The sequence below is a fragment of the Xanthomonas sp. NCPPB 1128 genome (assembly GCF_001043115.1).
Taxonomy (GTDB): Bacteria; Pseudomonadota; Gammaproteobacteria; order Xanthomonadales; family Xanthomonadaceae; genus Xanthomonas_A.
On sequence record NZ_LFME01000002.1, the window covers coordinates 34584 to 61167 of the forward strand.

The following is a 26584-nucleotide window of genomic DNA, read 5'->3' on the forward strand; positions in this document are numbered from 1 at the left end:
CGCATCGGCATGTGGCCGCGACCCAGCCCCGGTATTATGACCGCATGACCTCTCCCGCTTTCCCCACCGCTTCCGGCGCACTGACCCTGCAAGGCCCCGCCGGCCCGATCGAGGCCGCGGTCGATCTGCCCGAGACCGACGTCGCCGCGCTGCCGGTCACCGCCATCGTCTGCCATCCGCTGTCCACCGAGGGCGGCAGCATGCACAACAAGGTGGTGACCATGGTCGCGCGCGCGCTGCGCGAACTGGGCGTGCGCGTGGTGCGCTTCAACTTCCGCAGCGTCGGCGCCTCCGCCGGCAGCTTCGACCACGGCGAGGGCGAGCAGCAGGACCTGGCCGCGGTCGCTGCCTGGGTGCGCGCGCAGCGTCCGCACGACGCGCTGTGGCTGGCCGGTTTCAGCTTCGGTGCCTACGTGTCGCTGCGCGCCAGCGCCGCGCTGCAGCCGCAGGTGCTGATCTCGATCGCGCCGCCGGCCGGCCGCTGGGATTTTTCCGGCATGGCGCCGCCGCCGCAGTGGCTGGTGATCCAGGGCGAGGCCGACGAGATCGTCGATCCGCAGGCCGTGTACGACTGGCTGGAGACCCTGGAGGCACAGCCGGAACTGGTGCGCATGCCCGACACCAGTCACTTCTTCCATCGCAAGCTGATCGACCTGCGCGGCGCCCTGCAGCACGCGGTCAAGGCCTGGCTGCCGGCGGCGCAGGCGTGAGCGCGGCGGCATTGCCGTCGCAGCGCTACGCCGAGGGCGTGGCGCGCGGCGACTGGCGCGACGATCCGGCCCAGCATGCGGCGCTGGCCGAACTGGACCGCATCCACGTGGCGATCGTGGACGGCGACCAGGAGGGTTGGCTGGACCGCCTGTCGGCGTTCTGGAAGAAGCCCGAGCCGGTGCGCGGCCTGTACTTCTGGGGCGGGGTCGGTCGCGGCAAGACCTTCCTGGTCGATCTGTTCTACGACGGCCTGCCGATCGCGCGGAAGTACCGCACCCACTTCCACCGTTTCATGCGCGGCGTGCACGAGCGCCTGCGCGAACATGCCGGGCAGAGCGATCCGCTGGCCAAGATCGCGCAGGAGTGGCGCAGCCGGCTGCGCGTGCTGGCGCTGGACGAGTTCTTCGTCACCGACATCGGCGATGCGATGCTGCTGTCGCGCCTGCTCGAACGCCTGTTCGCCGAGGGCGTGACCCTGGTCACCACGTCCAACACCGCGCCGCAGAACCTGTACCTCAACGGCCTGCAGCGCGACAGTTTTCTGCCTGCGATCGCGCTGCTGCAGACCTACTGCGTGGAGTTGTACGCCGAGGGCACCGAGGATTACCGCATGCGCGCGCTGACCCGCTCGCCGGTGTACCGCGCACCGCTGGCCGAGGACAGCGACGCCTGGCTGGGGCAGCGCTGGAGCGAGCTCACCGGCAAGGCCGAGGCGCGCCGCGGCAACATCGAGATCGAAGGGCGCAAGATCCCGGTGCGCGCGCGCGGCAAGAGCATCGTCTGGTTCGATTTCGTCGCCTTGTGCGAAGGCCCGCGCGGTCCCAGCGACTACATCGAGATCGCGCACGAGTTCACCACCGTGCTGCTCGGCGGCATCCCGCACTTCGACCGCATGAACGAGGACGCGGCGCGGCGCTTCGTCAACCTGATCGACGAGTTGTACGACCGCCACGTCAACCTAGTCTGCACCGCGCAGGATCCGCCGCCGCTGCTGTACACCGGCGAGCGCCTGGCCGGCGCCTTCGAACGCACCGCCTCGCGGCTGATCGAGATGCAGAGCGCCGAGTACCTGTCGGCCGCACACCGGGTCTGAGCGCGGGACCGACGGCGCGCGCTCAGCGCACTGCGCCGGGCGCGCACAGCGCGGCGACGAAGCGCGGCATCAGGCCCGCGCCCGCAATCTCTTCCAGATAGGCGGCCGCCAGGCAACTGGCGCCGCCCTCGCGGTGCGCGCAGCGGGCCGGACCGAACGCGCCGTCCTGCGGCAACTGCCGGTCCATCGCCTGGCGCTGCGCCACCGACATCCCGTCCCGAAAGGTCTCCTCGGCATCGAGCAGGTCGGCCGGGGTGAGCCGGTCGGTCGGCACGCCGGGGCACTGGCGACGGGTTTCGCGGGCCAGCGCGTCGGCCCCGGCACCGACCAGCACCGGGCCATCGGGCAGGGTGTTGGGCACGGTCTTGGGCATCACGGGGGCAGCGCCGAGCGCGGCCAGCAGCAGTAACGATGCGCGCATGCGGAAACTCCTCGACGTTGCGCGCAGCGTAGTCCTGCGCCGCTGGCAACACGAGGGGAGGGGCGGTGCTCGCTTCAGCCAGGAGTCTGCGCAAATATCGCTTGCGATTAAATCGCGTGCTATGTAATGTGGTGCCCATGGACCGCACCGCTCCCCCCGACGCCACCGCCCTGCTGAAGCTGGATACCCAGCTGTGCTTCGCGCTGTATTCGGCCAACCTGGCGATGCACAAGCTCTACCGCGGGCTGCTGCGCGACCTCGGCCTGACCTATCCGCAGTACCTGGTGATGCTGGTGCTGTGGGAGCAGGACCAGCGCAGCGTCTCGGACATCGGCGAGAAGCTGTTCCTGGATTCGGCCACGCTGACCCCGCTGCTCAAGCGCTTGGAGGCGGTCGGCCTGCTGACGCGCCGCCGCGCCGCCGAGGATGAGCGCCGCGTGCTGATCGCGCTGACCGCCGACGGCCAGGCCCTGCGCGCCCGGGCGCAGGCGGTGCCGGAAGGCGTGCTGTGCGCGGTCGCCTGCGACCTGCAGCAACTGACCCGGCTCAAGCAGGATCTGGAAGAAGTCCGCGGCAAGCTGCAGGCCGCAGCCTGAGCGATTCCCTCCCCGATCACCCAATCCCCTCTAACCCATGGCGCCGCGGCGCCGCCCTCCAAGGAGAACCACCATGGCTTCACCGACCACCATCGTCTACACCGCCACTGCCACCGCCACCGGGGGCCGCGACGGCCGCGCCGCCACCCCGGACAAGGCGCTGGACGTCAAGCTGTCGACCCCGCGCGAGCTGGGCGGCGCCGGCGGCGACGGCACCAACCCGGAGCAGCTGTTCGCGGCCGGCTACTCGGCCTGCTTCATCGGTGCGCTGAAGTTCGTCGCCGGGCAGGAGAAGGTGAAGCTGCCGGCCGAGCCGAGCATCGAGGGCCATGTCGGCATCGGCCAGATCCCGGGCGGCTTCGGCATCGCCGTGGAACTGCGCATCGCCGTGCCGGGCCTGGAGCGCGCGACGCTGGAATCGCTGGTGGAGAAGGCGCATCAGGTGTGCCCGTACTCCAACGCCACCCGCGGCAACATCGACGTCAAGCTGGTCGTGCTCGACTGAGTCAGCGGGATGTCAGGGCCGGCGCGAGCGCCGGTCCATGGCAGTCAGCGACGGGCGGCCACTGGCCGCCCGTTCGCGTTGCGGGAGCGGGCGGCCGCGCGTGCTGCCATGCACATTGAGACCGCCTTGCGTCAATGCAATAGTGTGCGCTTCATCAAGTCGAGCGCGCCATGCTCAGTTCCGCCTACAACGCCGAGACCGTCGCCGCCTTCATTCAGGGCGCGCGCCGTGTGCTGGTGCTGACCGGCGCCGGCATGTCCGCCGAGAGCGGGGTGCCGACCTTCCGCGGCCAGGACGACAGTCTGTGGTCGCGCTTCGATCCCGAGCAACTGGCCACCGAGGACGCCTGGCGCGCCGACCCTGCGCTGGTCTGGGGCTGGTATCGCTGGCGCATGGCGATCGTGGCGCTGGCGCAGCCGCACGCCGGGCACCTCGCGCTGGCGCACCTGGCCGAGGTCCGCCACACCACGTTGGTGACCCAGAACGTGGACGACCTGCACCAGCGCGCCGGCAGCGAGGTCGCCGCGCACGTGCACGGCCGGCTGTCGGCGCTGCGCTGCAGCGACTGCGGCCAACCCTGGCGCGGGCTGCTGCCGCCGGTGGACGTGCACACGCCGAGCCAGCGCCTGGCGCCGCCGGTGTGCGCGGCCTGTGGCGGCACGGTGCGCCCGGGCGTGGTGTGGTTCGGCGAGGCGCTGCCGGCGGCGGAGTGGACGCGTGCGCAGACGGCGGCGGACGTCGCCGACCTGGTGCTGGTGATCGGCAGTTCCGGCCTGGTCTATCCGGCCGCCAGCCTGCCGCTGCAGGCCAAGGAGCGCGGCGCCTGCGTGGTCGAGATCAATCCCGAACCCAGCGCACTGTCGGCCCGCGCGGATCTGCACTGGCGCGACAGCGCCGCGGTGGCGCTGCCGTTGCTGCTGCAGCAGTGCCTGGTGGCCTGAGCGCGTTGCCGGCCGCGGAAGCTGCGCGCCGCGCTCAGCGCAGCGTGTGCAGGAACGCGTCCACCGCCGCGGTATAGGCCGAGAGCAGGCCCAGGTCGCGGTTGATCTCGGCATGGCTGGCGTCCTGCGGCAGCACCTCGACGCGGATGCCGCGCGCGTTGGCCTTGGCGGCCAGGTGGCGCGCCTGCGCGCAGGCATCGGCGCGACGGCTGGAGCACACCGCCAGCAGCGGCGGCGCGCTCGCGCCCATGACGTGATACGGCGAGGCGGCGATCCAGTCGCTGCGCATGCTGCCGAAGGCGCGGTCGTACAGCGGCAGATGCCGTTGCTGCATCACCTGCTCCACGTCCATCGCCGCACTGTCCAGCGCCACCGTGCCCAGCGGTCGGCGCGCCCCGGCCTGCGCCAGCAGGTCCGGCGACAGGTCCAGCAGGCTCACCAGGTGCGCGCCGGCCGAGTGGCCCATCAACACCAGCCGTGCCGGGTCCGCGCCCCACTGTGGCGCCAGTTGCTGGATCCGCGCGACCGCACGCGCCACGTCTTCTGCCTGCTGCAGCGGCGCGGCCTGCGGCAGCAGACGGTAGTTCACCGACACCAGCACATGGCCGTGCGGCAGCCAGTGCGCGACCTTGTTGGCGGCCACGCCGGGGTTGTCCTTGTCGCCGTCGGCCCAGCCGCCGCCGTGCACCATCACGATCAGCGGCGCCTGGCGCGCGCCGGCCGGCAGGTATACGTCCATGCGCTGCGCCGGGTCCGGGCCGTAGGCGACGTCGCGCAGCACCTGCGCGCCGGCGGGCAAGGACGCACGTGCGCTGTCGGCGCCGTCGCGCTCGGCTAGGCGCTGCAGCAGGCCGGCGCGCAGGCGTCCGTCCTGGGCGTGGCCGGGTGCGGCGGCGAGCACGGGCAGCAGCAGCGCCAGGGCGAGCAGGCAATGGGCGGGCGAGGGACGGGACAGGCGCATGGGCGGATCACTCCTTGAAGGACGGCGAGGGACGTCGTGGCGCGGCCGGCTCTTGCAGGCGCCGGCGCGCCGGTTCAGGTCGGGCGCAGATGCAGGGTGGCGCACAGGCCGTGTGGGGCGATCGGCTGCAGCAGCAATTGGCCGCGATGCTGGCGGGCGACCCGCTCGACGATCGCCAGGCCCAGTCCGCTGCCGCCCTGGCCGCCGTGCACGAACGGCTGCAGCGCGCGCGCGGCCAGCGCCGGATCCAGGCCGGGGCCGTGGTCGCGCACCTCGATACGCCAGCCATCGTCGCCGTCGCTGTGCAGGCGCAACTGGAACGGCGCGGCGCCATGCCGCTCGGCATTGCCGATGAGGTTGCCGAGCGCGCGCTGCAGTGCCAGCGTCCGCCCGTGCAGCGGCGCCTGCGCGGGCAGGACGGCCTCCCAGCCGGGCTGCGCCGCCCCAAGCGCCTGCCGGCAAAGGTCGGCCAGGTCCAGCGCCACGGCGGGTTCGTCGCGGCTGTCGCGGGCGTAGGCGATGAACTGCGCCAGGATCGCGTCGATCTCGCCGATGTCGCGCTCCATGCCCTCGCGCAACTCCGGCTCCACCTGCGGCAGCAGCGCCAGCGCGTACTGCAGCCGGGTCAGCGGGGTGCGCAGGTCGTGGGAGATGCCGGCCAGCAGCAGCGCACGCTCGGCCGCGGCGTGGCGCACGTCGGTGCTGGCCTCGGTGAGCGCCTGCGCCAGCGCGGCGACTTCGCGCGGACCGCCGCTGGCGATGGGCCCGGCCTGTTCGCCGCGCACCAGGTGCGGCGCGGCCTGCGCCAGTTGCCGCAGCGGCCGCACCAAGCGCCGTGCGGCCACTGCAGCGGCGAGCCAGACCAGCAGCGTGCAGCCGGCCAGCATCGCCACCGAGAATCGCCGCAGGCCGTGCCCGCGCGGCTGGCTGGAGAACGCGATCCACAGCGGGGTGGGCGTGGCCAACTGCAGCCACAGGGTGCCGTCGGCGTCGCGGCGCAGCGCGCGCCCGGGGCCGAGCTGGTCGGCCGCGCGGCGCTGCACGGCGTCGACCAGCGGGCCGGCGGCACTGGCCGGGGGCGGCGCGCTGCGCAATTGCAGCCCGGCCTCGCGCAACGCCTGCGCCAGCGCCGCGGCGGCCGGCGAGCGCTGCAGCGCTTCGGCGACATTGGCGAAGCCTTGCAGCGTGCGCAGTTGCTGCTGCGCCGCCGGCCGCAGCGCCAGCTCGCGGCCGAGCAGCAGCGCCAGCAGGCCGGCGCCGGCCAGCACCAGCGCGATCACCAGCGCCAGTTGCCCGAACAGGCTGCGCGGCCAGCCGCTGGCGCGGGAGGCAGTCGCGCTCATGCCTGCGGTTCCGGCGGCACGTACACATAGCCCACGCCCCACACGGTCTGGATCAGCCGCGGCGTGCGCACGTCGTCCTCCAGCAGCTTGCGCAGCCGCGCGACGATCACGTCGATGCTGCGGCCCAGCGGCTCGTGCTCGCGGCCGTGCGCCAGGCTGGACAGGCGGTCGCGGCTCAGCGGCTGCTGCGGATGCCGCAGCAGCACCGACAGCACCGCGAACTCGGCGGTGGTCAGCTTCAGCGGTTCGCCGTCGCGGCGCAGGTCGCGCCGTCCCAGGTGCAGGCGGAAGCGGCCGAAGCCGATCTCGCCGCCGTCCGGCTGCGGCGCGCCAGCCCCGCCCGGGCGGGTGCGGCGCAGCACCGCGCGGATCCGCGCCAGCAGCTCGCGCGGATTGACCGGCTTGGGTAGGTAGTCGTCGGCGCCGATCTCCAGGCCGACGATGCGGTCGATCTCGTCGCCCTTGGCGGTCAGCATGACGATCGGGGTCGCATCGCCCTGGCCGCGCAGGCGCCGGCAGATCTCCAGGCCGTTCTCGCCGGGCAGCATCAGGTCCAGCACCACCAGGTCGTAGTGGCCGCGCGCCAGCGCCTGCTGCAACTGCACGCCGTCGGCCACCGCCTTGACCGCGAAGCCCTGGCTCTCCAGGTAGCGACACAGCAAGGCGCGCAGGCGGTCGTCGTCGTCGACCAGCAGCAGGCGGGGAGCGGGCGCGGCATCGTGCATGGACGCCACTATCGGCTGCGCCGCGGCCTCGCGACAACGGTGGCCGCGGCGCATCTGTAAGCGGATGTTTCCGCCGCGGCCTGCGGCAACATCCGCTGGCCGATACGGCGCCCCGCGCGCCGGTGCCATGGCTACGGTGATGCCTGGCAGCGCGCAGCTGCCGTCACCGGAGAACGCCATGTCGCTGTCACCTCGCACCACCTCCTTGCTGCTGGCGCTGGCCGCTGGCGTCCTGGCCGCACCCATCGCCCAGGCGCGCGAGCACACCCGCACGCGCACCGCCGGCGGCGCCGATGGCGCCCGCCACGCCGCCGTGCAGGCCAGCGCCAGCGGCGCCCACGGCAGCGTGCAGCGCGCCCGGCAGTGGCAGGCCGACGGCCAGGGCAATGCCAGCGCGCGCAGCGCTGCCACCCGCACGACGGTCGCCGGCGGCAGCGCCACGCGCCAGGGCAGCAGCGAGCGCAACGCCGACGGCAGCGCCAGCCGCCAGGGCAGTGCCAGCGTCCAGCGCGCCGACGGCGCCAGCGCCAGCAGCAGCGGCAGTCTGGCCCGGGCCGCCGACGGCACGCTCAGCGGCAGCCGCCAGAGCAGCGTGGAGGGCGCGCAGGGCAGCTACCAGGGCAGCACCAGCGTGCAGGACGGCAATGTCGTCCACAGCGGCACCTGCACCGACGCGAGCGGCGTGGTGGTGCCGTGCCGGCCATAGCGAGGTTGCGGTTTCGGGAGCCGTCGGGGGCGTCGACGCCGCTGTCCGCGGCCGGCTTCACGGCCCCGTCACGGCCGCGGACGGCCTCGGCGGCGGGGCCGGAATCGGCTGCCGGCGGCAAACCGTTGCCAGGCTTAGGTTTTCGTAATTCCACCCATATTTAGCGTTGACGTCGTCGACCGACCACACTATCTTGGGGTGGTCGGTTCCGGCGGCCCCAAGCCGCGGGATCAAAAGGGAAGCCGGTGCGGCGTGCCAACGCCAATTCCGGCGCTGCCCCGCAGCGGTAATTGGGAACGAACCCGTCATCCGCACTGAGGCGCCCGCCTTGGGAAGCGACGGGCTAGGAACCGGCCACGCGGCCGTCGCCCATCAGCCCGAAGACCTGCCGACAGCCGCGCGAAGCACACCGCGCGGCGCCGACCGCGCGCTCTCCGGGGGGAGAGGGTCGGTGCAGCGATGACCGCCCGCAGGCCCGGTGCCTGCGCCGTTGCAGTCTTCGCGACACCGCCTGCCCACCTGCGAACCCGGTCGGACCGCTGCCTGCGAGGGTCGGGCGGCCGCGTGCACCACGCTTGGAGACCTTCATGAGCCAGACCCACAGCCTGCCGGCCACCGCGTCCGTCGACGCCGCCGTCGACCCCTCGACTGCTGCCGCTACCGCCACCGCCCAGCCGGAGCCGGCCAGCAGCGAGCCGAGCAACGACCAGCGCGCCGTGACCTGGATCGTCAAGGACGGCGGCAACCGCCGCATGGCCTTCGACCGCTCGCGCCTGCAGCGCACCCTGGACCGGATCCACGCCGAGTTCCCGCAGCTGGACGTGAGCGACTACGAGCGCAAGGCCTTTGCCTTCATCGAGAAGAAGGAAAGCCTGTCGGCCGACGACATGGTCGACTACCTGATCCGCGAGGCCGAGTCGCGCGTGGACATCGCCACGCCGGAGTGGGAGTACTTCGCCGCGCGCCTGTACCTGGACCGCCTGTACAAGCGCGCCAGCAAGAACCGTTTCTACGATGCCGGCGAGAAGTACGGCTCCTACGTCGGCCTGCAGGAAAGCCTGGCCGACCGCGGCGTGTACTCGATCGACATCCTCAAGAACTACTCCAAGGACGAACTGGCCGAAGCCGGCCGCATGATCGATCCGGAGCGCGACAAGCTGTTCGCCTACAACGGCCTGTACCTGCTGGCCACGCGCTACCTGGCCACCGACAACTCGCGCAAGGTCTACGAACTGCCGCAGGAGCGCTGGCTGACCATCGCCCTGTACCTGATGCAGGACGAGAAGCCGCGCGAGCGCCGCATGCAGCTGGTCGGCGAGGCCTACTGGGCGCTGTCCAACCTGTACATGACCGTGGCCACGCCGACCCTGGCCAACGCCGGCAAGATCGGCGGGCAGCTGTCGAGCTGCTTCATCGACACCGTCGACGACAGCCTGCAGGGCATCTACGACTCCAACACCGACGTGGCGCGCGTGTCCAAGCACGGCGGCGGCGTCGGCGCCTACCTGGGCTACGTGCGCTCGTCCGGCTCGGCGATCCGCGGGGTCAAGAACTCCAGCGGCGGCGTAGTGCCGTGGATCAAGCAGCTCAACAACACCGCCGTGTCGGTGGACCAGCTCGGCCAGCGCAAGGGCGCCATCGCCGTGTACCTGGACATCTGGCACCGCGACATCGAGGCGTTCCTGGACCTGCGCCTGAACAACGGCGACCAGCGCCTGCGCGCGCACGACGTATTCACCGCGGTGTGCGTGCCGGACATCTTCATGGAAGCGGTCGAGCGCCGCGGCGAGTGGTACCTGTTCGACCCGCACGAGGTGAAGGAGGTCAAGGGCTGGTACCTGCAGGACTTCTTCGACGAGAAGCGCGGCGAAGGCAGCTTCCGCGCGCGCTACGAGGAAGTGGTGGCCGACGAGCGCATCGGCCGCAAGGTGGTCAAGGCCATCGACATGTTCAAGCGGATCATGGTCAGCCAGCTGGAGACCGGCAACCCGTTCATGTTCTATCGCGACGAAGTCAATCGCATGAACCCGAACAAGCACCAGGGCATGGTCTATTCCAGCAACCTGTGCACCGAGATCCTGCAGAACATGAGCCCGACGCGGGTCATCCAGGAGATGATCAGCGGCGACCAGATCGTCACCACCAAGCAGGCCGGCGACTTCGTCGTGTGCAACCTGTCCTCGGTGAACCTGGGCCGCGCGGTCACCGCGCAGCCGGATCTGCTGTCGCCGGACATCCTGGAGCGGCTGATCCGTGTGCAGGTGCGCATGCTCGACAACGTCATCGACCTCAACGAGCTGCCGGTACCGCAGGCCACCATCACCAACCAGAAGTACCGTGCGATCGGCCTGGGCACCTTCGGCTGGCACCACCTGCTGGCGCAGAAGGGCATCGACTGGAATTCACCGGATGCCGAGGCGTACAGCGACTCGCTGTACGAGCGCATCAACTACCTGACCATCCAGGCGAGCCTGGCGCTGGCCAAGGAGAAGGGCGCGTACAAGGTGTTCAAGGGCAGCGACTGGCAGAACGGCGAGTACTTCAGCAAGCGCGGCTACGACAGCGCGCAGTGGCAGGAACTGGCCGCGCAGGTGAGCGTGCACGGCGTGCGCAACGCCTGGATGGTGGCGGTGGCGCCGAACATGAGCACCGCGCAGATCGCCGGCTCCACCGCCTCGATCGACCCGATCTACAGCGCGTTCTACTACGAAGAGAAGAAGGACTTCCGCCGTCCGGTGGTGGCGCCGGGGCTGACCGTGGACACCTATCCGTACTACGAGAAGGGCGCCTACAAGGTCGACCAGTTCGCCAGCGTGCGCCAGAACGCGCGCCGCCAGCGCCACGTCGACCAGTCGATCAGCTTCAACTTCTACGTGCCCAGCGGCATCCGCGCCAGCACCCTGCTGGACCTGCACATGACCGCGTGGAAGGAAGGCCTGAAGACCACGTACTACGTGCGTTCCAACGACATCGACATCAGCGAGTGCGAGTGGTGCTCGAGCTGATCGCCGGCGTCTGACGCCACCAGCGCGCGGCGGCCCTTGGCCGCCGTGCGTTTCGCATTCCCGCGCCGCCTGCCGGCGCCGTTCACCCGACTCGACGAAGCAAATCCATGGCCATCGCGCTCGACCGCATCAAGATCCTCGAACCGCTGCACCCCAACCGTTCCACCGGCATCATCAACGGCACCACCAGCGGCATCCTCAACTGGAACGACATCCCGTACCCGTCCTTCTACCGGGCGTACAAGGAGCTGTCGACCAACTTCTGGATCCCCGACGAAGTGGACATGAAGGGCGATGCCAAGCAGTACGGGGAGCTGTCGGCGCGCGAGAAGAACGCCTACGACTCGATCATCGGCCTGCTGGCCACGCTGGATTCGCCGCAGACGCGCTTCATCTACAACGTCGCCGAATACATCACCGACCCGGCCGCGCACGCCAACGCCGCGATCATCGGCCAGCAGGAAGTGATCCACAACGAGAGCTACTCGTACGTGCTGGCCTCCATCGCCGGCCTGGCCGACCAGAACCGCGTGTTCGAGATCGCCCGCACGCATCCGACCATCATCGCGCGCAACCAGCCGATCATGCAGGCCTACGACGACTTCATGCGCGAGAAGACCGCAGAGACCCTGCTGCGCTCGCTGATCCAGTCCTCGATCCTGGAAGGCATCAACTTCTATTCCGGCTTCGCGTATTTCTACAACCTGGTGCGGCAGAACCGCATGACCGGCACCGGCAAGATCATCAGCTTCATCAACCGCGACGAACTGGCCCACACCAAGTTCATCAGCGAGCTGATCCGCGACATCATCGGCGAGAACGCCGAGCTGCAGACCAACGAACTGACCGACTACGTGCACCAGGCGTTCGAACACGCGATCCGCCTGGAGACCGAGTGGTCCTCGGAAGTGCTCGACGGCATCGAGGGCATCGACGTGGACGAAATGATCCAGTACGTGAAGTACCGCGCCAACAAGATGTCCGGCATGCTCGGCATCGAGAAGCTGTACAGCGGCGCCAGCGACAACGTGATGCCGTGGATCAAGGCCTACGCCGACAACTTCACCGAGACCAAGACCGACTTCTTCGAGATGCGCAACGCCAGCTACAAGAAGACCAACTCGGACAACGGCTTCGACGATCTTTGAAGGGCCGGGATTGGGGATTGGGCATTCGGGATTCGTAGCAGCAACGTCGAACCCGCTTCTCCCGGTCCCTGATCCCGTGCGCAGGCGTTCGTGTTCCGCGATGGGGAGAAGCGACGTCGCCCCGCTCTTTCGAATCCCCAATCCCGACTCCCCAATCCCGGCCCCATGCGTATCCTGCTCGCCTACGCTTCGCTCAGCGGCAATACCCGCGACGTCGCCCGCCGCGTGCATGCGCAGTGCGAGGCGGCCGGGCATGAAGTGACCTGGATCCACACCGACCTGCAGAGGCTGCAGGGCGCGCTTGGCGATGCAGGGCGCGCGGCGGACTTCGATCTGCATCTGCTCGGCAGCTGGAGCGACAACGCCGGGCGCACGCCGGCGGAGATGAAGCGCTATATCGCCGAGTTGGTCGAGGCGGCTGGCAAGACGATCGAGGTGGCGGCGTTCGGCACCGGCGAGACGCAGTGGGGCTTGGAGTACTACTGCGGGGCGGTCAAGCGCATCGCGCGGTTCTTCGACAGCGCCTATCCGCGGCTGGAGATCGAACAGATGCCGCATGGCGACCGCGACACTGCGGCCATCGACGCCTGGTGCGCGCAGGTGTTGGCGCTGCGCGCGGTGCGGGCGTCGTCGATAGGCACCGTGCCGGTGGCCACTGCCGAGCCCGCTTCCTCGGGCGCGGCTGGTTTCGCTGCGAGGGTGGTGCCGCTGCAGGGCAGCGGCTGACGCCGTCGTCGTTCATCCGTTTTCCTGGCATCGCCGGCGTCGCCATCGTGCGCCGGGTTTCTTCCGACATCAGACAAGGTTCCGTTCCATGCTCACCACCATCACCGTCTCCAGTGCCGAACAGTTCGCCGATGCGCTCGCCGCGCACCCGCGCGTGTTGGCCGATTTCAACAAGGACAACTGCCCGGGCTGCCGCATGCTCGACAAGTCGCTGGAGCGCTTCGCCGAAAGCGACACGGCGCAGGGTGTGACCCTGCTCAAGGTGAAGATGGAGGACGTGGGCGAGGACTTCTTCCGCGCCCAGGGCCTGCGCCAGACCCCGACGCTGATGCTGTTCCGCCAGGGCGAGGAAGTGGCGCGCGTGCCCGGCTTCGTGCCGCCGGCCAAGATCGACGAAGCGGTGCGCACGCACCTGGGTTGAGCGCTCTCACGCTCTCGTAGGAGCGGCTTCAGCCGCGACGGGCTTTCCCCATAGCGCTTGTCGCGGCTGAAGCCGCTCCTACAGAAAAGCGTTGAAGCAGGAGCAAAGCTTTCGCCTTGCGGCGAGTCACTTTTCTTTGCTTGTGCAAAGAAAAAGTAACCAAAAGAAAGCACACCCTGCCTGCGCGCCCTCCGCGCTGCGCGCTCCGGGTCCGCGTCCATCACGGGGATCCGCGGAAGGGGCATCCTGCCCCTGCCGCGGACGGCGTACATCCATGTACGCCGCCCCTCCGGGGTTTTTCCCCGCGATGGCCGCCGCTTCGGAAGGGAACCCGGTAAGTCAAAAGCTGGAGCACAGCAACAGCAACGGCAACAGCAACGGCCGAAGCGACTGCTGCTGCAGCGCACGCTCGCGTCATTGCAGCGTCCGCCAGCGAATGCGTTGCGCGTGGTGGCCCACGTCGCTGGTTTCCGCAGCAGCAGGCGGGGTTCGTGCGTGGCGGAACGACTCTTGCCGAGTCTTGCGATACGTCGGCTGGATGCACTGTGGGAGGGACTTCAGTCCCGACGCCTTACAGGTTGGGTACCCGCATGCGCCGTTCGTCGCGGCTGCATGATAGTTGAGTCCTACATACGCGCCTAGAAGCGTGCAGCGATGCCTTGCTCGGCCCTACCCACGCCTGCCCGCCGCATGCCCCTGCGCCAACTGCCACAGGTGGCGCACGATCGGCATCGCCTGTGCGGTGGCCGGCAGTGCGGCCAGGGCCAGTCGCGCCATCGGCACGCGGCCTTCGATGTCCAGGTAGCGCACGCCGGGCAACTGCACCTGCGCGGTCGAGGCGGGGACCACCGACACGCCCAGTTCCGCGGCCACCAGGTTGACGATGGAAGACATCTGCGGCGCTTCCTGTTCGATCTTCAGTTCGAAGCCGGCCTGGCGGCAGGCATCGAGGATCTCGTCGTACAGGCTGGTGCCGAAGCTGCGCGGAAACAGGATGAAGGGTTCGCCGGCCAGCGCCGACAGCGGCGCGCGGCGGCGCTTGGCCAGGCGATGCGCCGCCGGCACCGCGATCTTCATCGGCTCGTCCGGCAGCTTGAGCAACTGCAGCTCCGAGGGCGTGGCCACGCTGTAGCGGATGAAGGCCGCATCCAGCCGCCCCTGCAGCAGCGCGGCGAGCAGGCCGGCGGTATTGGTCTCCTCCAATGCCAGCGTCACCGCCGGCCAGCCGCGGCGGAAGCCCCGCACCAGGGTCGGGACGATCGGGTTGAAGGCGGCCGAGGCGGTGAAGCCGAGCCGCAGCACGCCGCTTTCGCCACGTGCGGCGCGGCGCGCGGCATCGCCAGCGCGCTCCAGGTCGGCGAGGACGCGCCGCGCCTCGCTGCGGAAGGCGCGGCCGGCGTCGGTGAGTTCGGCGCCGCGCGGTGTGCGCACGAACAGCGGCGTGCCCAGTTCCTCCTCCAGCGCACGGATCTGCTGGCTCAGCGGCGGTTGCTGGATGCCCAGCTGCGCGGCGGCGCGGGTGAAGTGCCCGGCCTCGGCCACGGCCAGGAAATAGCGCAGGTGGCGCAGTTCCATGTCATATCCAGAACATATGGAGAGTGGGGCGATCATATATTGGACGCCGGGTGGCGGCAGGCGAATACTGGCCATCCGTCTCCCGCCGCGACCCATACCGTGAACGCCTCCAGCCAATGCCCGCCGGTGCACGCCGTGGACGATGCGCCGCTGTTGCGCATCCGCCTGGCGCTGTTCCTGGCCGGCTTCGCCACCTTCTCGCTGCTGTACAGCGTGCAGCCGCTGCTGCCCGAGTTCGCCCGCGAGTTCGGGCTCAGCGCGGCGGCCAGCTCGCTGCCGCTGTCGCTGGCCACCGGCGGCCTGGCGATCGCGATCTTCTGCGCTGGCGCGGTGTCGGAAACGCTGGGCCGGCGCGGGCTGATGTTCGTGTCGATCGCGCTGGCGGCGCTGCTCAACCTGCTCGCCTCCTACCTGCCGCACTGGGGCGCGCTGGTGGTGGTGCGCGCGCTGTCCGGCATCGCCCTGGGCGGCGTGCCGGCGGTGGCGATGGTGTACCTGGCCGAGGAACTGCCGGCGAGCCGGCTCGGCGCGGCGACTGGGCTGTACGTGGCCGGCAATGCCTTCGGCGGCATGGTCGGCCGCATCGGCATGAGCATGCTCACCGACCATTTCGATTGGCGCACCGCGCTGGCCACGCTGAGCGCGGTGGATCTGCTGGCGGCGGTCGGCTTCGTGCTGTTGCTGCCGCCGTCGCGGCACTTCGTGCGCCGCCAGGGAGTGAATCTGCGCTTCCACCTGCGCGCCTGGGGCGGGCATCTGCGCGATCGCCACCTGCCGTGGCTGTTCGCGATCCCGTTCCTGGCGATGGGCGTGTTCGTCAGTGTCTACAACTACGCCGGCTTCCGCCTGGGCGGGCCGGAGTTCGGGCTGAGCCAGAGCCAGCTCGGCATGATCTTCAGCGCCTACGTGTTCGGCATCGTATCGTCCTCGGTCGCCGGCGCCGCCTCGGACCGGTTCGGTCGCGGCCCGGTGGTGCTGGCCGGCATCGCCACCGCGGCGCTGGGCGTGGCGCTGACCCTGGCGCATGCGCTGGTGCCGGTGATCGCCGGCATCGTGCTGCTGACCATCGGCTTCTTCGTCGCGCATTCGGCGGCCAGCGCCTGGGTCGGGCGCCTGGGCGGGCAGTTCAAGGGCCATGCCGCCTCGCTGTACCTGCTGGCGTACTACGCCGGCGCCAGCGTGATCGGCTCGCTCAGCGGCGCGGCGTGGCAGCACGGCGGCTGGAACGCACTGGTCGCCTGCTGCCTGGTGTTGCTGGGCATCGGCTTGGTCGCCGCGCAGGTGTTGCGCCGCGGCGCCGACGACAGCCGCCCCTACGGCCGCTTCGGGCCGCATCCGCCGCGCGGCGAGTGAGCCGCCCTCCAACGAGCATTCCGCGATGCAGATCGACCATCTCGACCATCTGGTCCTCACTGTCGCCGACATCGAGGCGACCTGCGCGTTCTATGCGCGGGTGCTGGGCATGCGCGTGGTGACCTTCGGCGAAGGCCGCAAGGCGCTGGCGTTCGGCGAGCAGAAGATCAACCTGCATCGGCATGGCCACGAGTTCGACCCGAAGGCGCGGGTGCCGACGCCGGGCTCGGCCGACCTGTGCTTTCTCACCGCCACGCCGCTGGCGCAGGTGGCCGAGGAACTGCGCGCTGCCGCCGTGCCGATCGAGGACGGGCCGGTGCAACGCACCGGCGCCCGCGGACCGATCCTGTCGCTGTACTTCCGTGATCCGGACGGCAACCTGATCGAGGTCGCCAACCCGTCGTGAACACGGGCGCCGCCGCGGCAGCGCCCGTGGCGTTCGGTCACTCCGTGTAGCTCACCGACAGGGTCACGTTGGCGTAGCCGCCGCTGCCGCCGATCAGGCGGAAGAAGTAGCTGCCGGTCGCCGGCAGCGCCATCTGCACGTTCTGCGTGGTGCCATTGCGCACCGAGCTGTAGTCGGCATCGCTGCCGTCGGCGCTGGGTGCGCGCACCGCACGTACGTACAGCCGCAGCTGGCCGCTACCGCCCAGGGTGCGCAGTTGCAGGTTGCGCGCGTTGGCCGGGACATCCAGGCGGTACAGCGGCCCCTGGCCCGCAGCGGCGGATAGCCGGCTCTGCGTGCCGCGCGCGATGGGCGTGGCGGTGGCTTCCTCGCCGCCGCCGCTGGCGCCGGCGGCGCGCGCGACCGCCTTGCCGGCATTGAGGATGCCGGCGCCGATGCGCAGCGTCGGCTTCACCGGGAACACGTTGGAGGTCTGGGTCAGGATGTCGCGCATCTGCGCGGTCGTCGGCACCGGCCGGCCGGCGCTGATCGCCGCGCTGATCGCCAGGGCGACGACGCCGGCCACGTGCGGCGAGGCCATGGACGTGCCCGCATAGCCGGCGTAGGCCGGCTGGTCCGGACCGTGGGTGCCGTTGTTGAGGGTGGACCAGACCAGGCCGGTGCGCACCGATCCCGAGCCGCTGGACGCATCGTTGGCGTACACGCCGCCGCCGGGCGCGGACAGGGTGATGGTGTTGCCGTAGTTGGAGTAGTAGGCACGACCGCCGGTGATGCCGGTGGCCGCGATATTGATGACGCCCGGGCAACTGGCCGGCGAATAGTTCGCGGCGTCGGCGTTGTCGTTGCCCGCGGCCACCACCACCACGCTGCCACGCGCGATGGCGCTGGCGATGGCGTTGGCGGTCACCGAGTCCTGCGCGCAGGAGCCGCCACCGCCCAGGCTCATGTTGATCACTTCCGCAGGGTTCGCGTTGTCGGGCACGCCGTCGACATGGCCGCCGGAGGCCCACACGATGGCGTCGGCGATGTCGGCGGTGGTGCCGCCGCAATGGCCGAGCGCGCGGATCGGCAGGATCTTCGCGTCCGGCGCGATCCCGGCCATGCCGATGCCGTTGTTGGTGCGCATGGCGATGGTGCCGGCGACGTGGGTGCCGTGCCAGGAACTGTCGCTCTGTTGGCCCGGCTGCGCGCAGCCGCCGTTGGCGACCAGGTACTTGTCGTCGGTGGTCCAGTCGCCGGTGTCCCAGCCGCCGGCCACGCGGCCGTTGCTGGCGCGGCCGGACATCAGCGCATCGCTGATGAAGTCGTAGCCGGCGCCGGCCAGCGAGGTATCCAGGTCCGGGTGCGCGGTGATGCCGGTGTCGATCACCGCCACCACCACGCCCTGGCCGGTGCCGTACTGCCAGGCCGGCAGCAGGTCGATGCCGCCGCGGTTGGCATAGCCGGTGGTCTCCGGCGCCAACGTTTCCAGATGGCCGTCGGGCGTGCGCAGGTGCCATTGCACTTCATAGCCCGGATCGTTGGGGGCGGCGACGGCACTGGCGGTGGCCTGCGCGGTGCTGCGCACCGGCTTGAGGATCAGGTTGGGTTCGACGTGCGCCACCGCCGGGTCGGCGCGCAGGCTGGTCATCAGCGTCTCCAGTTGCGAGGGGCTCAGCGCGCGACTGGGCCGCACCAGGTCGGCGCCGGTGGCCAGCCGCCGTACCCGGCTCAGCGCCGGCGCGCTCTGCCGGTAGGTGCTGGCCCAGGTGCCGGCGCTGCTGCGCGCGGCCTGGTTGAGCGTGCTGGCCGCAGCGTTGCCATCGCGGCGCGCGCTGCTGCCGTCGCGATAGGTCACGATCAAGCCGTCGTAGACCGTGGATTGCCCAGGGCTGCCCTGGGCCAGGGCCGAGAAGCGCGGGGCGGACTGCGCCTGCGCGGCGCCGGCGAGCGCCAGGCCCAGCGACAGGGCGAGCAGGTTGCGGGAGAACGGTGCGGTGGGCGTCATGGCGGTGTCTCTGCAGAAGCGTGGATAGGCGGAAGGGAAGGGGCGAACGGAGGCGCTGCGGACGTCACCAACTGAAGCCGGCGCCGGCGGAGACGCTCTTCTCGCTGCCGGAGAAGGCGCCGCCGAGCGAGACGCTGGCGCGGTTGCCGATCGCGCGCTGGTAGCCCACGGCCAGTGCGCTTTCGCCGCCCTGCGAGCCGACGCCGACGCCGATGCGGTTGGCGCCGGCCAGGCCGGAGGTGTTGACCGCCATGCCGGCATAGGCGGCGCTCACCGCGCCCATCCGGTCGATGCGCCGGTCCAGATGCTGGAAGCGCTGGTCGGTGTCGTTGCGCAGCTTGGTGAGGTTGTCGTCCCACCCCGCCATGCGGCTGTCGGTGTAGGCGTTGGCGCTGCTCAGGGTGGCGCTGTCGCCGGCCTGCATCTGCGACACGTTGACCGCATCGGTGGCGGCGCTGCCGGCGGCGACGTTGCTGATCTGGCGTTCGTTGCCGGCGCTGCCCACCGAGACGGTGTTGGCGCGGGTGGCAGACGAACCGCGGCCGATCGCCACGGCGTTGGTCGCCGAGGCCGAGGCGCCCTGGCCCAGCGCGGTGCCGGAGGCGGCGGTGACCGTGGCGCTTTCGCCGACTGCCACGGCGTTGGTGGCGGTGGCGCTGATGCTGGCGTTGGCGCCGACCGCGGTGCTGCCGTCGGCATTGACCCGCGCGTTGCCGCCCAGCGCCGTGTCGTTGGGGCCGTAGGCCAGCGCATTGGACCCCATCGCGGTGCCGTTCTGGCCGTTGGCGGTGGCCTGCGCGCCGACCGCCACCGCATTGGTGCCGGCGCCGACGCTGGGGCCGCCTTCGGCACCGCCGCCGACCGCCACGCCGCCGGCACCGCTGCCGACGCGGGTGTCCAGCGACGACAGGGCACCGTCCAGCGCCGACAACGCCGAGCCGACCGTGCCGTAGCTGCGGCCCTGGATCAGATAGCTGCCGCCGGTGAAGCTGCCGTCGCCGCCGACCGCGCTGCCGGCGCCGAGCGCGCTGGCGATGCTGCGCAACTGCAGCACGTTGACCGCATCGGTGTCGGCGGTGCCGGCGGCGACGTAGGTGAGCTGGCGCAGCGCGCCGTCGTTGCCGAACGCCACCACGTTGTCGCGGTCGGCCATCGAACCGGCGCCGATCGCCACGCTGTTGAGGCCGGTGGCGGCGCTGTTGTAGCCCAGCGCGACGCTGCCCGCGCTGAGCGCGGTGGCGCCGCTGCCGAGTGCGGTGGCGCCGATGGCATTCGCGCTGGCGACGGAGCCGAACGCACTGGCGTCCTGCCCGTCGGCGAAGGAGGTCGCGCCCACCGCCAGCGCATGGCTGCTGGTGGCCAGCGCCGAGGCGCCCAGCGCCATGCTGTAGTCGGCATCGGCATGGCTGTCGAAGCCCAGCGCGGTGCCGTAGTCCGACAGCGCCCAGGCGCCGGCGCCGACGGTGACCGCGCCCAGTCCGTTGGATTGCGCCGGCACGCCCGCATTGCTGGCGCCGATCGCCACGCTTTGCTGGCCGGCCGCCGAGGCGCTGTCGCCGATCGCGATGCCGCCGTCGCCGCTGGCGGTGGCGGTGTAGCCCATCGCCACGCCGAAGAAGCCGGAGGCGACGCTGTAGCCGCCGTTGGCGACGGCGCCGGTGCCGCTGGCATTGGCGGCATAGCCGAACGCGCTGGCCTGCTCGGCGCTGGCGCTGGACGAGGAGCCGCTGGCGGTGGTGTAGTTGGCGCTGGCCGACGCGGTGGCACCCACTGCGGTGGCGCCGGAGCCACTGGCGCTGGTGTTCCAGCCCAGCGCGCTGGCACTGTCAGCGGTTGCGGTGGCGGCCGTGCCCAGTGCCAGCGAACCGAAGCCGGTACTCTGCGCGCCGGCGGAGTCGCCGTAGGTGCTGCCGAAGAAGCTGCCGCCGATCGCGATCGCCGAGGTGCCGCTGGCGACCGCGCCGTCGCCCATGGCGATGGCGGCGCTGTCGGAGGCGACGGTGTGGTGGCCGATCGCGATGGCGAAGGCGCCGGAGGCGTCGGCGCGTGCACCCATCGCCACCGCGCGCAGGCCGGCGGCGCTGGCGTAGTCGCTGCCGTCGTTCAAGCCTTCGGCCAGGAAGTAGTGGGTGGTGTTCTGGGTGCCGGGCTGCACGTCCTGGGTGGTGGCGTCCTGCGGCGCCGCGTCGGCGTCGGCGCTGTCCGTCTCGGTGGGGGTGGCGTCGGCCTGCGGCGCCTGCGATGGCGGCTGGGTCGCCGCGGTCGGTGCCGTGGCAGTGACCGCGAAGGCGCTCGAGGGCAGGCTCAGCGCGAGCAGCAATGCGGCGGTCAACAGACCGTCAGAGGCCTGCGGCAGGATGGACGAGGACGACGACAGCGGGCGCACGGCGGCGCGCAGGGCATTGGGCAGAAGAGGCATGGTCGATTCCGGGCTGGGGCCGGGAGCGTCGTCCCGACAACGAGTCAGGCCCGATTAAGGCCGCAAGCCCAGCCCCCTTCAATGCACGCAAATTCACGTCTCCCTCACGGTAGACTCACCGTCATGGGAGCCTGGGTGAGATGGGGTGCGCACTCTGCGCCGGTCGCGCTTGCCGCGCGGCTGTGGCGGCGCCTCTCGCTGTGGCTGCGCCGGGTGCCGATCGCCGATCCGCTCGACCGGCGCAACGCGCCCGCGCTGCAGGTGCTGTTCGTGTTCCTGGGCAGCGAGATCCCGCTCAACAAGCTCTACCACCTGCTGACCGCACCGCGCATCGAGATGAGCACGATGCAGCTGGCGGTGGACGTGGGCACCGATGCGGCGATCGCCGCCGCGGCCTGGGGCGGGGTCTGGATGATCCGCCGCGGCCTGCTGAAACAGGCCGCCGCCGCGTTCATCGCGGTGGTGCTGTGCTCGGCGGTCGCCGCCAACTTGGCGTTCGGCTACCAGCTGCAGGCCTTCGATCCGTACCCGATGATGATGCTGACCCTGGCCGCGCTGGTGATCGGGCGCCGCGCGCTGTGGCTGGTGTACCTGTGCATCCCACTGATCTTCTGGCTGGGCATGGAAAGTCCCTGGGGCCAGGACCCGCGCGGCACCCGCAGCCCGTTCCAGAACCTGCCGTCGCTGGCGCTGAGCTACCTGATGATCACCCTGGTGCTGGATCGCACCGTCGCCGCGCTGCGCGAGAGCCTGTGGCGCGCGCGGCGCAGCGCCGCGCGCCTGCGCGTGGAGATGCGCGAACGCACCCTGGCGCAGCAACGCCTGCTGCATCTGCAGAAGATCGAGCTGGTGGAGCAGCTGGCCAGCGGCGTGTCGCACGACTTCAACAACATCCTCAGTGCGATCCTCGGCTACACCGAGCAACGCCATTGCGTGCACGAACTGGACTATCACCCGCCGCGCGATGCGCTGGTGCTGGCCGATGCACTGGAAGGCGTGGCCCTGGCCGCGCATCGCGGCGTGGCGGTCAGTCGCAAGCTGCTGAGCTTCAGTCGCCGCGAGGCGAGCGTGCCCGAGCGCTTCGATGCCGGCGAAGCGCTGCGCAGCCTGCAGCCGATGCTGCGACAACTGTTCGGTGCCGCGGTACAGGTGCGCCTGGATCTGGCCACCGAAGCGGCGCCGGTGTTCCTGGATCGCAGCCGCTTCGACCTGGCGCTGCTCAACTTCGCTGCCAACGCACGCGATGCGATGCCCGGCGGCGGCTGCTTTTCGCTGCAACTGCGCCGCGATGGCGAGGCCGTCGCCATCGCCATCGCCGATACCGGCGTGGGCATGAGCGAGGCTGTGCAACGGCAGATCTTCGAGCCGTTCTTCACCACCAAGCCGGCCGGGCAGGGCACCGGGCTGGGCCTGGCGGTGGCGTTCGAGATGGCGCAACAGGCGCATGGCAGCCTGCAGGTGCGCAGCGCGCCCGGCGCCGGCACCTGCTTCGTGCTGCGCCTGCCGCTGGCCGGGCTCAGCGCTCCTGCGGCATGAGCAGATAGCCTTCGCCGCGCACCGCGCGCAATGGCAGCGCGCTGCCGGTGCGCTCCTGCACTTTCTGCCGCAATCGATGCAGCAACGCGTCCAGCCGGTGCGGATCGATCTCCAGCCCGGCGTTGCCGCCGAGCATGCCGATCAGCGCATCGCGGCTGACCAGGCGCCCGCGCGCCTGCCACAGGCTCTGCAGCACCTTGCGTTCGGACGCGGTCAACGGCACCGCCTGCCCGTCCGGCGCGAACAGGCACCAGCCGTCGTCCTGCAGTTGCCATTCCTCGCTGGCCGGCGCGCTCGGCCGCAGCATGCGCCGGGCCACGCTGAACAAGGTGGCGGCGAGGATCTCGATCTGCACCGGCTTGATCAGGTACGCATCCGCGCCCTGGACCAGCCCGCGCACCAGATCCGGCTGCTCGCCGCGGCCGCTGAGGATGACGATGCCCATGCCGGGGCGACGTTCCTGCAGTTGCTGGGTCAGGGTGAAGCCGTCGCTGTCGGGCAGGCCGATGTCGAGCACGATCAGATCGAAACGCTGCGCCTCCAGCGCCGCCCACAGCGCCTGCGCGGTGCGCAGCGGCGTGACCGCGAAGCCGTGCCGCTGCAGGCCCGGCAGCAACACGCGGTCGCGCAGCACATCGTCGTCCTCCAGCAACGCCACCCGCAGTGGGGCGTTGGCGGCAGCGGCGAGCGGGGACGGGGTGGGATCGGAAACGCGGCTCACGAGACGGAATCGGCGAAGGGACGGCATTCCTCACGGAGGCGGCGTGCGGCCTGCAGGGTGCCGTGAACGCCGAGCATCCTGCCGCGCCCTGGACAGTAGCCAGTTTCCAGCGGGCTTTCAATGCGCGCGGCAACGCTTCAGCGGCCGTGGCGGCCAGGGCTTGCGTTGCTGCCGCCCACCCCCTAGATAGGAAGCCGACACGCCGTGGTCGCGTGCGCCTCCACCACCTCCGGGACCTTCACGATGTCGCAGTTGCTGCAGGATCACGCCGCGTCCGCACCGCCGGCGGCGTCCGCGCTGGAAGCGTTCGTCGACCGCCATCGGCGCCTGTTCGTGCTGACCGGTGCCGGCTGCAGCACCGACTCGGGCATTCCCGACTACCGCGACGCCGCCGGCGACTGGAAGCGTGCGCAGCCGGTGACCTATCAGGCCTTCATGGGTGAGCTGGCGACGCGCCAACGCTACTGGGCGCGCAGCCTGCTCGGCTGGCCGCGTTTCGGTCATGCCCGGCCCAATCCCACCCACGCCGCGCTGGCGCAGCTGGAAGCGCGCGGCCAGGTTGAAGTGCTGCTGACCCAGAACGTGGATGGCCTGCACCAGGCCGCCGGCAGCCGCGCCACCATCGACCTGCACGGGCGCCTGGACGTGGTGCGCTGCATGGGCTGCGAGCGGCGCATGCCGCGCGAGGCGTTCCAGCAGCACCTGCTGCAGCACAATCCGCAGTGGGCGACGTTGCAGGCCGCGCCGGCGCCCGACGGCGATGCCGACCTGGAGGGCGAGGATTTCGCCAGCTTCGTGGTGCCGGCCTGCACGCACTGCGCTGGCGTGCTGAAGCCGGACGTGGTGTTCTTCGGCGAGAACGTGCCGCGCGAGCGTGTGGCCAGCGCCTTCGCGCATCTGCAGCGCGCCGACGCGGTGCTGGTGGTGGGTTCGTCGCTGATGGTCTATTCCGGCTTCCGCTTCGTGCAGGCCGCGGCCAAGGCCGGCCTGCCGATCGCCGCGGTCAACCTGGGCCGCACCCGCGGCGACGACCTGCTGAGCCTGAAGCTGGAGCAGCCGTGCGCGCAGGCACTGTCCTTCCTGCTGCCGGCGGCGGCGCGCGTTCCGAATCCCGGCACGAACTGATCCATCGGCAGTGGTTGATCGCGCTGCATGGCAGGAGTGCAATGGTCGCTTGCCGCGCCGCGCGCGGCGTCTCCATGGATCCGCATCGTGAGTCACTTGTTCTCGCCCCTCGCATTGGGGCCGCTGTCGTTGTCCAACCGCATCGTGATCGCACCGATGTGCCAGTACTCCGCCGAGGACGGCCGCGCCAGCGACTGGCACACCCAGCATCTTGGGCAACTGGCGCAGTCCGGCGCCGGGCTGCTGATCCTGGAGGCGACCGCGGTGGAGCCGCGCGGGCGCATCAGCTACGCCGACCTGGGCCTGTGGGACGACGCCACCGAGGCGGCGCTGGCCACGGTGTTGCGTTCGGTGCGGCGCTGGTCGCCGATGCCGCTGGGCATCCAGCTCGCGCATGCCGGGCGCAAGGCGTCCACGCACAAGCCCTGGGACGGCGGCGGCGCGATCGCGCCCGACCAGCCGAACGGCTGGCAGACCGTGGCGCCGTCGGCGCAGGCATTCGCCGCCGACGGCGTCCCGCCGCAGGCGCTGGACCTGGCCGGCATCGACGCCATCGTCGAGGCGTTCGTCGCGTCGGCGCGGCGCGCCGAGCGCCTGGGTTTCGAACTGATCGAACTGCACGCCGCGCACGGCTACCTGCTGCACCAGTTCCTGTCGCCGCTGAGCAACCAGCGCGAAGATGCCTATGGCGGCAGCCTGGAGAACCGCATGCGCCTGTTGCTGCGCGTGCATGCGGCGGTACGCGCCGCGGTGGCGCCGGGCATAGCAGTGGGCGTGCGCATCTCCGCCACCGACTGGGTCGACGGCGGTTGGGATCTGGCGCAGAGCGAGGTGCTGGCGCAGGCGCTGCAGGCGCAGGGCTGCGATTATCTGCACGTGTCCAGCGGCGGGCTGGACCGGCGCCAGCGCATTCCGGTGGCGCCTGGCTACCAGGTGCCGCTGGCCGAAGCGCTGCACCGCGCGCTGCGCATGCCGGTGATCGCGGTGGGCCTGATCACCGAGCCGCAGCAGGCCGAGGCCATCCTCGCCGAGGACCGCGCCGACGCCATCGCGTTGGCCCGCGGCATCCTCTACGATCCGCGCTGGCCCTGGCATGCGGCCGCCGCGCTGGGCGCGCGGCTGCGGCCGGCGCCGCAATACCTGCGCTGCGAGCCGCCTGCGGCACGCGGCGTGTTCGACGCCTGACCGACGCGCCGCGCGCGTCCATGGCGGCCTCCATTTCGATTCCTTCAGGGAGCATGCAATGACGACGATTGGATTTCTCGGCCTGGGCACGATGGGCCAGCCGATCGCGCTCAACCTGCTGCGTGCCGGCCATGCGTTGACGGTGTGGAACCGCAGCGCCGCGGCGGCGCAGCCCCTGCTCGAGGCCGGCGCGCAGCAGGCCGCGCAACCGGCCGATGCGGTGCGCGGGCCGGTGCTGTTCTCGATGCTGGCCGACGACACCGCGGTGCGCGAGACCCTGCTCGATCGCGGCGCGCTGGACGCGCTCACCGCCGGCAGCGTGCACGTCAACATGGCCACCATCTCGGTGGCGTTGGCGCGCGAACTGCACGCGCTGCATGCCGAGCGCGGCGTCGCCTACCTGGCGATGCCGGTGCTGGGGCGGGTGGAGGTGGCCGCGGCCGGCCAACTCAACCTGCTCGCCGCCGGCGACGCCGCGGCGCTGGCGCGGGTGCAGCCCTTGCTCGATGTCATCGGGCGCAAGACCTGGTACTTCGGCGCCGCGCCGGAACAGGCCAACGCGGTCAAACTCGCCGCCAACCTGTGCCTGGCCAGCGCCATCGGCACCATGGCCGAGGCGTCGGCCCTGGTGCGCGGGCATGGCGTGGAAGCGGCCGATTTCCTCGACATGCTCACCAGCACCGTGTTCGCCGCACCGGCTTACCAGACCTACGGCGGCATGATCGCCGAACAGCGCTACAGCCCGGCCGGCTTCAAGGCCACGCTGGGTCTGAAGGACGTGCGCCTGGCGCTGAACGCCGGCGAGACCCGACACGTGCCGATGCCGCTGGCGGCGGTGCTGCGCGATGCCTTCATCGAGGCGATCGCGCACGGCGACGGCGACCTGGACTGGGCGGCGCTGGCCAAGGTCGCCGCGCGCCGCGCCGGCCAGGCCTGAGTGTCGCGGGACGATCTTCAGCGGACCTTGGCGGCGGA

24 protein-coding genes and 1 riboswitch are annotated in these 26584 nt (G+C 70.9%); of the genes, 16 read left to right on the forward strand and 8 right to left on the reverse strand.

The window, feature by feature from the left end:
• The first annotated feature begins 44 nt into the window (after nucleotides 1–44).
• Nucleotides 45–710 (forward strand): alpha/beta hydrolase, encoded by a 666-nt coding sequence (locus ACP93_RS01985; protein WP_048489183.1) that lies wholly within the window; start codon nucleotides 45–47, stop codon nucleotides 708–710.
• Nucleotides 707–1804: a cell division protein ZapE gene (gene zapE / locus ACP93_RS01990; RefSeq protein WP_048489184.1), complete on the forward strand. Its 1098-nt coding sequence runs from the start codon at nucleotides 707–709 to the stop codon at nucleotides 1802–1804. The genes ACP93_RS01985 and zapE overlap by 4 nt, the downstream gene beginning before the upstream one ends.
• Before the next feature lie 22 nt (nucleotides 1805–1826).
• Here the strand turns inward: zapE and ACP93_RS01995 are convergent, their stop codons facing one another.
• A complete protein-coding gene (locus ACP93_RS01995) occupies nucleotides 1827–2225 on the reverse strand; it encodes a hypothetical protein (RefSeq protein WP_048489185.1) in 399 nt (132 codons plus the stop codon).
• A 137-nt stretch (nucleotides 2226–2362) separates the two neighbouring features.
• Here ACP93_RS01995 and ACP93_RS02000 point away from each other — a divergent pair, with 137 nt between their 5' ends.
• The 3 genes from ACP93_RS02000 (at nucleotide 2363) to ACP93_RS02010 (ending at nucleotide 4267) form a co-directional block, all read left to right on the forward strand.
• Nucleotides 2363–2821 (forward strand): MarR family winged helix-turn-helix transcriptional regulator, encoded by a 459-nt coding sequence (locus ACP93_RS02000; RefSeq protein ID WP_048489186.1) that lies wholly within the window; start codon nucleotides 2363–2365, stop codon nucleotides 2819–2821.
• A gap of 73 nt (nucleotides 2822–2894) precedes the next feature.
• Nucleotides 2895–3326, forward strand: a complete 432-nt coding sequence (locus ACP93_RS02005) for an organic hydroperoxide resistance protein (protein ID WP_019800967.1) — start codon at nucleotides 2895–2897, stop codon at nucleotides 3324–3326.
• Between the two features lie 170 nt (nucleotides 3327–3496).
• Nucleotides 3497–4267, forward strand: coding sequence for an SIR2 family NAD-dependent protein deacylase (locus ACP93_RS02010; protein WP_048489187.1), 771 nt, complete (start codon nucleotides 3497–3499; stop codon nucleotides 4265–4267).
• A 34-nt stretch (nucleotides 4268–4301) separates the two neighbouring features.
• On the opposite strand, the gene ACP93_RS02015 is transcribed toward ACP93_RS02010, so the two are convergent.
• The 3 genes from ACP93_RS02015 to ompR form a co-directional block, all read right to left on the reverse strand.
• The gene (locus ACP93_RS02015) at nucleotides 4302–5228 is read right to left on the reverse strand and encodes an alpha/beta hydrolase (RefSeq protein ID WP_082143350.1); all 927 of its coding nucleotides are present in this window, start codon (nucleotides 5226–5228) and stop codon (nucleotides 4302–4304) included.
• A gap of 74 nt (nucleotides 5229–5302) precedes the next feature.
• The gene (locus ACP93_RS02020; RefSeq protein ID WP_053069660.1) at nucleotides 5303–6571 is read right to left on the reverse strand and encodes an ATP-binding protein; all 1269 of its coding nucleotides are present in this window, start codon (nucleotides 6569–6571) and stop codon (nucleotides 5303–5305) included.
• Nucleotides 6568–7296, reverse strand: coding sequence for an osmolarity response regulator transcription factor OmpR (ompR, locus tag ACP93_RS02025; RefSeq protein WP_048489188.1), 729 nt, complete (start codon nucleotides 7294–7296; stop codon nucleotides 6568–6570). The genes ACP93_RS02020 and ompR overlap by 4 nt, the downstream gene beginning before the upstream one ends.
• 178 nt (nucleotides 7297–7474) lie before the next feature.
• Here ompR and ACP93_RS02030 point away from each other — a divergent pair, with 178 nt between their 5' ends.
• The 5 genes from ACP93_RS02030 to ACP93_RS02050 all read left to right on the forward strand — a co-directional run bounded on the left by ACP93_RS02030 (nucleotide 7475) and on the right by ACP93_RS02050 (nucleotide 13302).
• Nucleotides 7475–8002, forward strand: coding sequence for a hypothetical protein (locus ACP93_RS02030; protein WP_048489359.1), 528 nt, complete (start codon nucleotides 7475–7477; stop codon nucleotides 8000–8002).
• 186 nt (nucleotides 8003–8188) lie between these two features.
• A riboswitch (cobalamin riboswitch) is annotated at nucleotides 8189–8410 on the forward strand.
• A gap of 179 nt (nucleotides 8411–8589) precedes the next feature.
• Nucleotides 8590–11007, forward strand: coding sequence for a ribonucleoside-diphosphate reductase subunit alpha (locus ACP93_RS02035; protein WP_048489360.1), 2418 nt, complete (start codon nucleotides 8590–8592; stop codon nucleotides 11005–11007).
• A 107-nt stretch (nucleotides 11008–11114) separates the two neighbouring features.
• The gene (locus ACP93_RS02040) at nucleotides 11115–12155 is read left to right on the forward strand and encodes a ribonucleotide-diphosphate reductase subunit beta (protein WP_048489189.1); all 1041 of its coding nucleotides are present in this window, start codon (nucleotides 11115–11117) and stop codon (nucleotides 12153–12155) included.
• A 165-nt stretch (nucleotides 12156–12320) separates the two neighbouring features.
• Entirely contained in the window at nucleotides 12321–12881 is a 561-nt protein-coding gene (locus tag ACP93_RS02045; RefSeq protein WP_048489190.1) for a flavodoxin, read from the forward strand.
• A gap of 88 nt (nucleotides 12882–12969) precedes the next feature.
• Nucleotides 12970–13302, forward strand: a complete 333-nt coding sequence (locus ACP93_RS02050) for a thioredoxin family protein (RefSeq protein ID WP_019798422.1) — start codon at nucleotides 12970–12972, stop codon at nucleotides 13300–13302.
• Between the two features lie 669 nt (nucleotides 13303–13971).
• On the opposite strand, the gene ACP93_RS02055 is transcribed toward ACP93_RS02050, so the two are convergent.
• A complete protein-coding gene (locus ACP93_RS02055) occupies nucleotides 13972–14877 on the reverse strand; it encodes a LysR family transcriptional regulator (RefSeq protein WP_048489191.1) in 906 nt (301 codons plus the stop codon).
• Between the two features lie 99 nt (nucleotides 14878–14976).
• On the opposite strand from ACP93_RS02055, the gene ACP93_RS02060 reads away from it, so the two are divergent.
• Together ACP93_RS02060 and ACP93_RS02065 are read left to right on the forward strand one after the other, a co-directional pair.
• The gene (locus ACP93_RS02060; RefSeq protein ID WP_048489192.1) at nucleotides 14977–16230 is read left to right on the forward strand and encodes an MFS transporter; all 1254 of its coding nucleotides are present in this window, start codon (nucleotides 14977–14979) and stop codon (nucleotides 16228–16230) included.
• 25 nt (nucleotides 16231–16255) lie between these two features.
• Nucleotides 16256–16636 carry a VOC family protein gene (locus ACP93_RS02065; protein WP_048489193.1) on the forward strand — a complete coding sequence of 127 codons (381 nt, stop codon included), beginning with the start codon at nucleotides 16256–16258 and terminating at the stop codon, nucleotides 16634–16636.
• 37 nt (nucleotides 16637–16673) lie between these two features.
• On the opposite strand, the gene ACP93_RS02070 is transcribed toward ACP93_RS02065, so the two are convergent.
• Together ACP93_RS02070 and ACP93_RS22420 are read right to left on the reverse strand one after the other, a co-directional pair.
• A complete protein-coding gene (locus ACP93_RS02070; protein WP_048489194.1) occupies nucleotides 16674–18623 on the reverse strand; it encodes a S8 family serine peptidase in 1950 nt (649 codons plus the stop codon).
• A gap of 64 nt (nucleotides 18624–18687) precedes the next feature.
• Nucleotides 18688–21042, reverse strand: coding sequence for a YadA family autotransporter adhesin (locus ACP93_RS22420; protein ID WP_048489195.1), 2355 nt, complete (start codon nucleotides 21040–21042; stop codon nucleotides 18688–18690).
• 135 nt (nucleotides 21043–21177) lie between these two features.
• Here ACP93_RS22420 and ACP93_RS02080 point away from each other — a divergent pair, with 135 nt between their 5' ends.
• Complete coding sequence (locus ACP93_RS02080) at nucleotides 21178–22578, forward strand: sensor histidine kinase (RefSeq protein WP_053069678.1); 1401 nt, start codon at nucleotides 21178–21180, stop codon at nucleotides 22576–22578.
• Here ACP93_RS02080 and ACP93_RS02085 read toward each other — a convergent pair.
• Complete coding sequence (locus ACP93_RS02085) at nucleotides 22559–23299, reverse strand: response regulator transcription factor (protein WP_048489196.1); 741 nt, start codon at nucleotides 23297–23299, stop codon at nucleotides 22559–22561. The genes ACP93_RS02080 and ACP93_RS02085 overlap by 20 nt on opposite strands.
• Nucleotides 23300–23542: 243 nt before the next feature.
• Between ACP93_RS02085 and ACP93_RS02090 the strand changes: the two genes are divergently transcribed.
• From ACP93_RS02090 to ACP93_RS02100, 3 genes are read left to right on the forward strand one after another with little or no spacing between them, the layout of a single operon-like run.
• Entirely contained in the window at nucleotides 23543–24424 is an 882-nt protein-coding gene (locus tag ACP93_RS02090) for an NAD-dependent protein deacetylase (protein WP_048489197.1), read from the forward strand.
• A 27-nt stretch (nucleotides 24425–24451) separates the two neighbouring features.
• Nucleotides 24452–25609: an NADH:flavin oxidoreductase/NADH oxidase gene (locus ACP93_RS02095; protein WP_204243623.1), complete on the forward strand. Its 1158-nt coding sequence runs from the start codon at nucleotides 24452–24454 to the stop codon at nucleotides 25607–25609.
• Between the two features lie 58 nt (nucleotides 25610–25667).
• Nucleotides 25668–26546 (forward strand): NAD(P)-dependent oxidoreductase, encoded by an 879-nt coding sequence (locus ACP93_RS02100; RefSeq protein WP_081613553.1) that lies wholly within the window; start codon nucleotides 25668–25670, stop codon nucleotides 26544–26546.
• The last annotated feature ends 38 nt before the right edge of the window (nucleotides 26547–26584 follow it).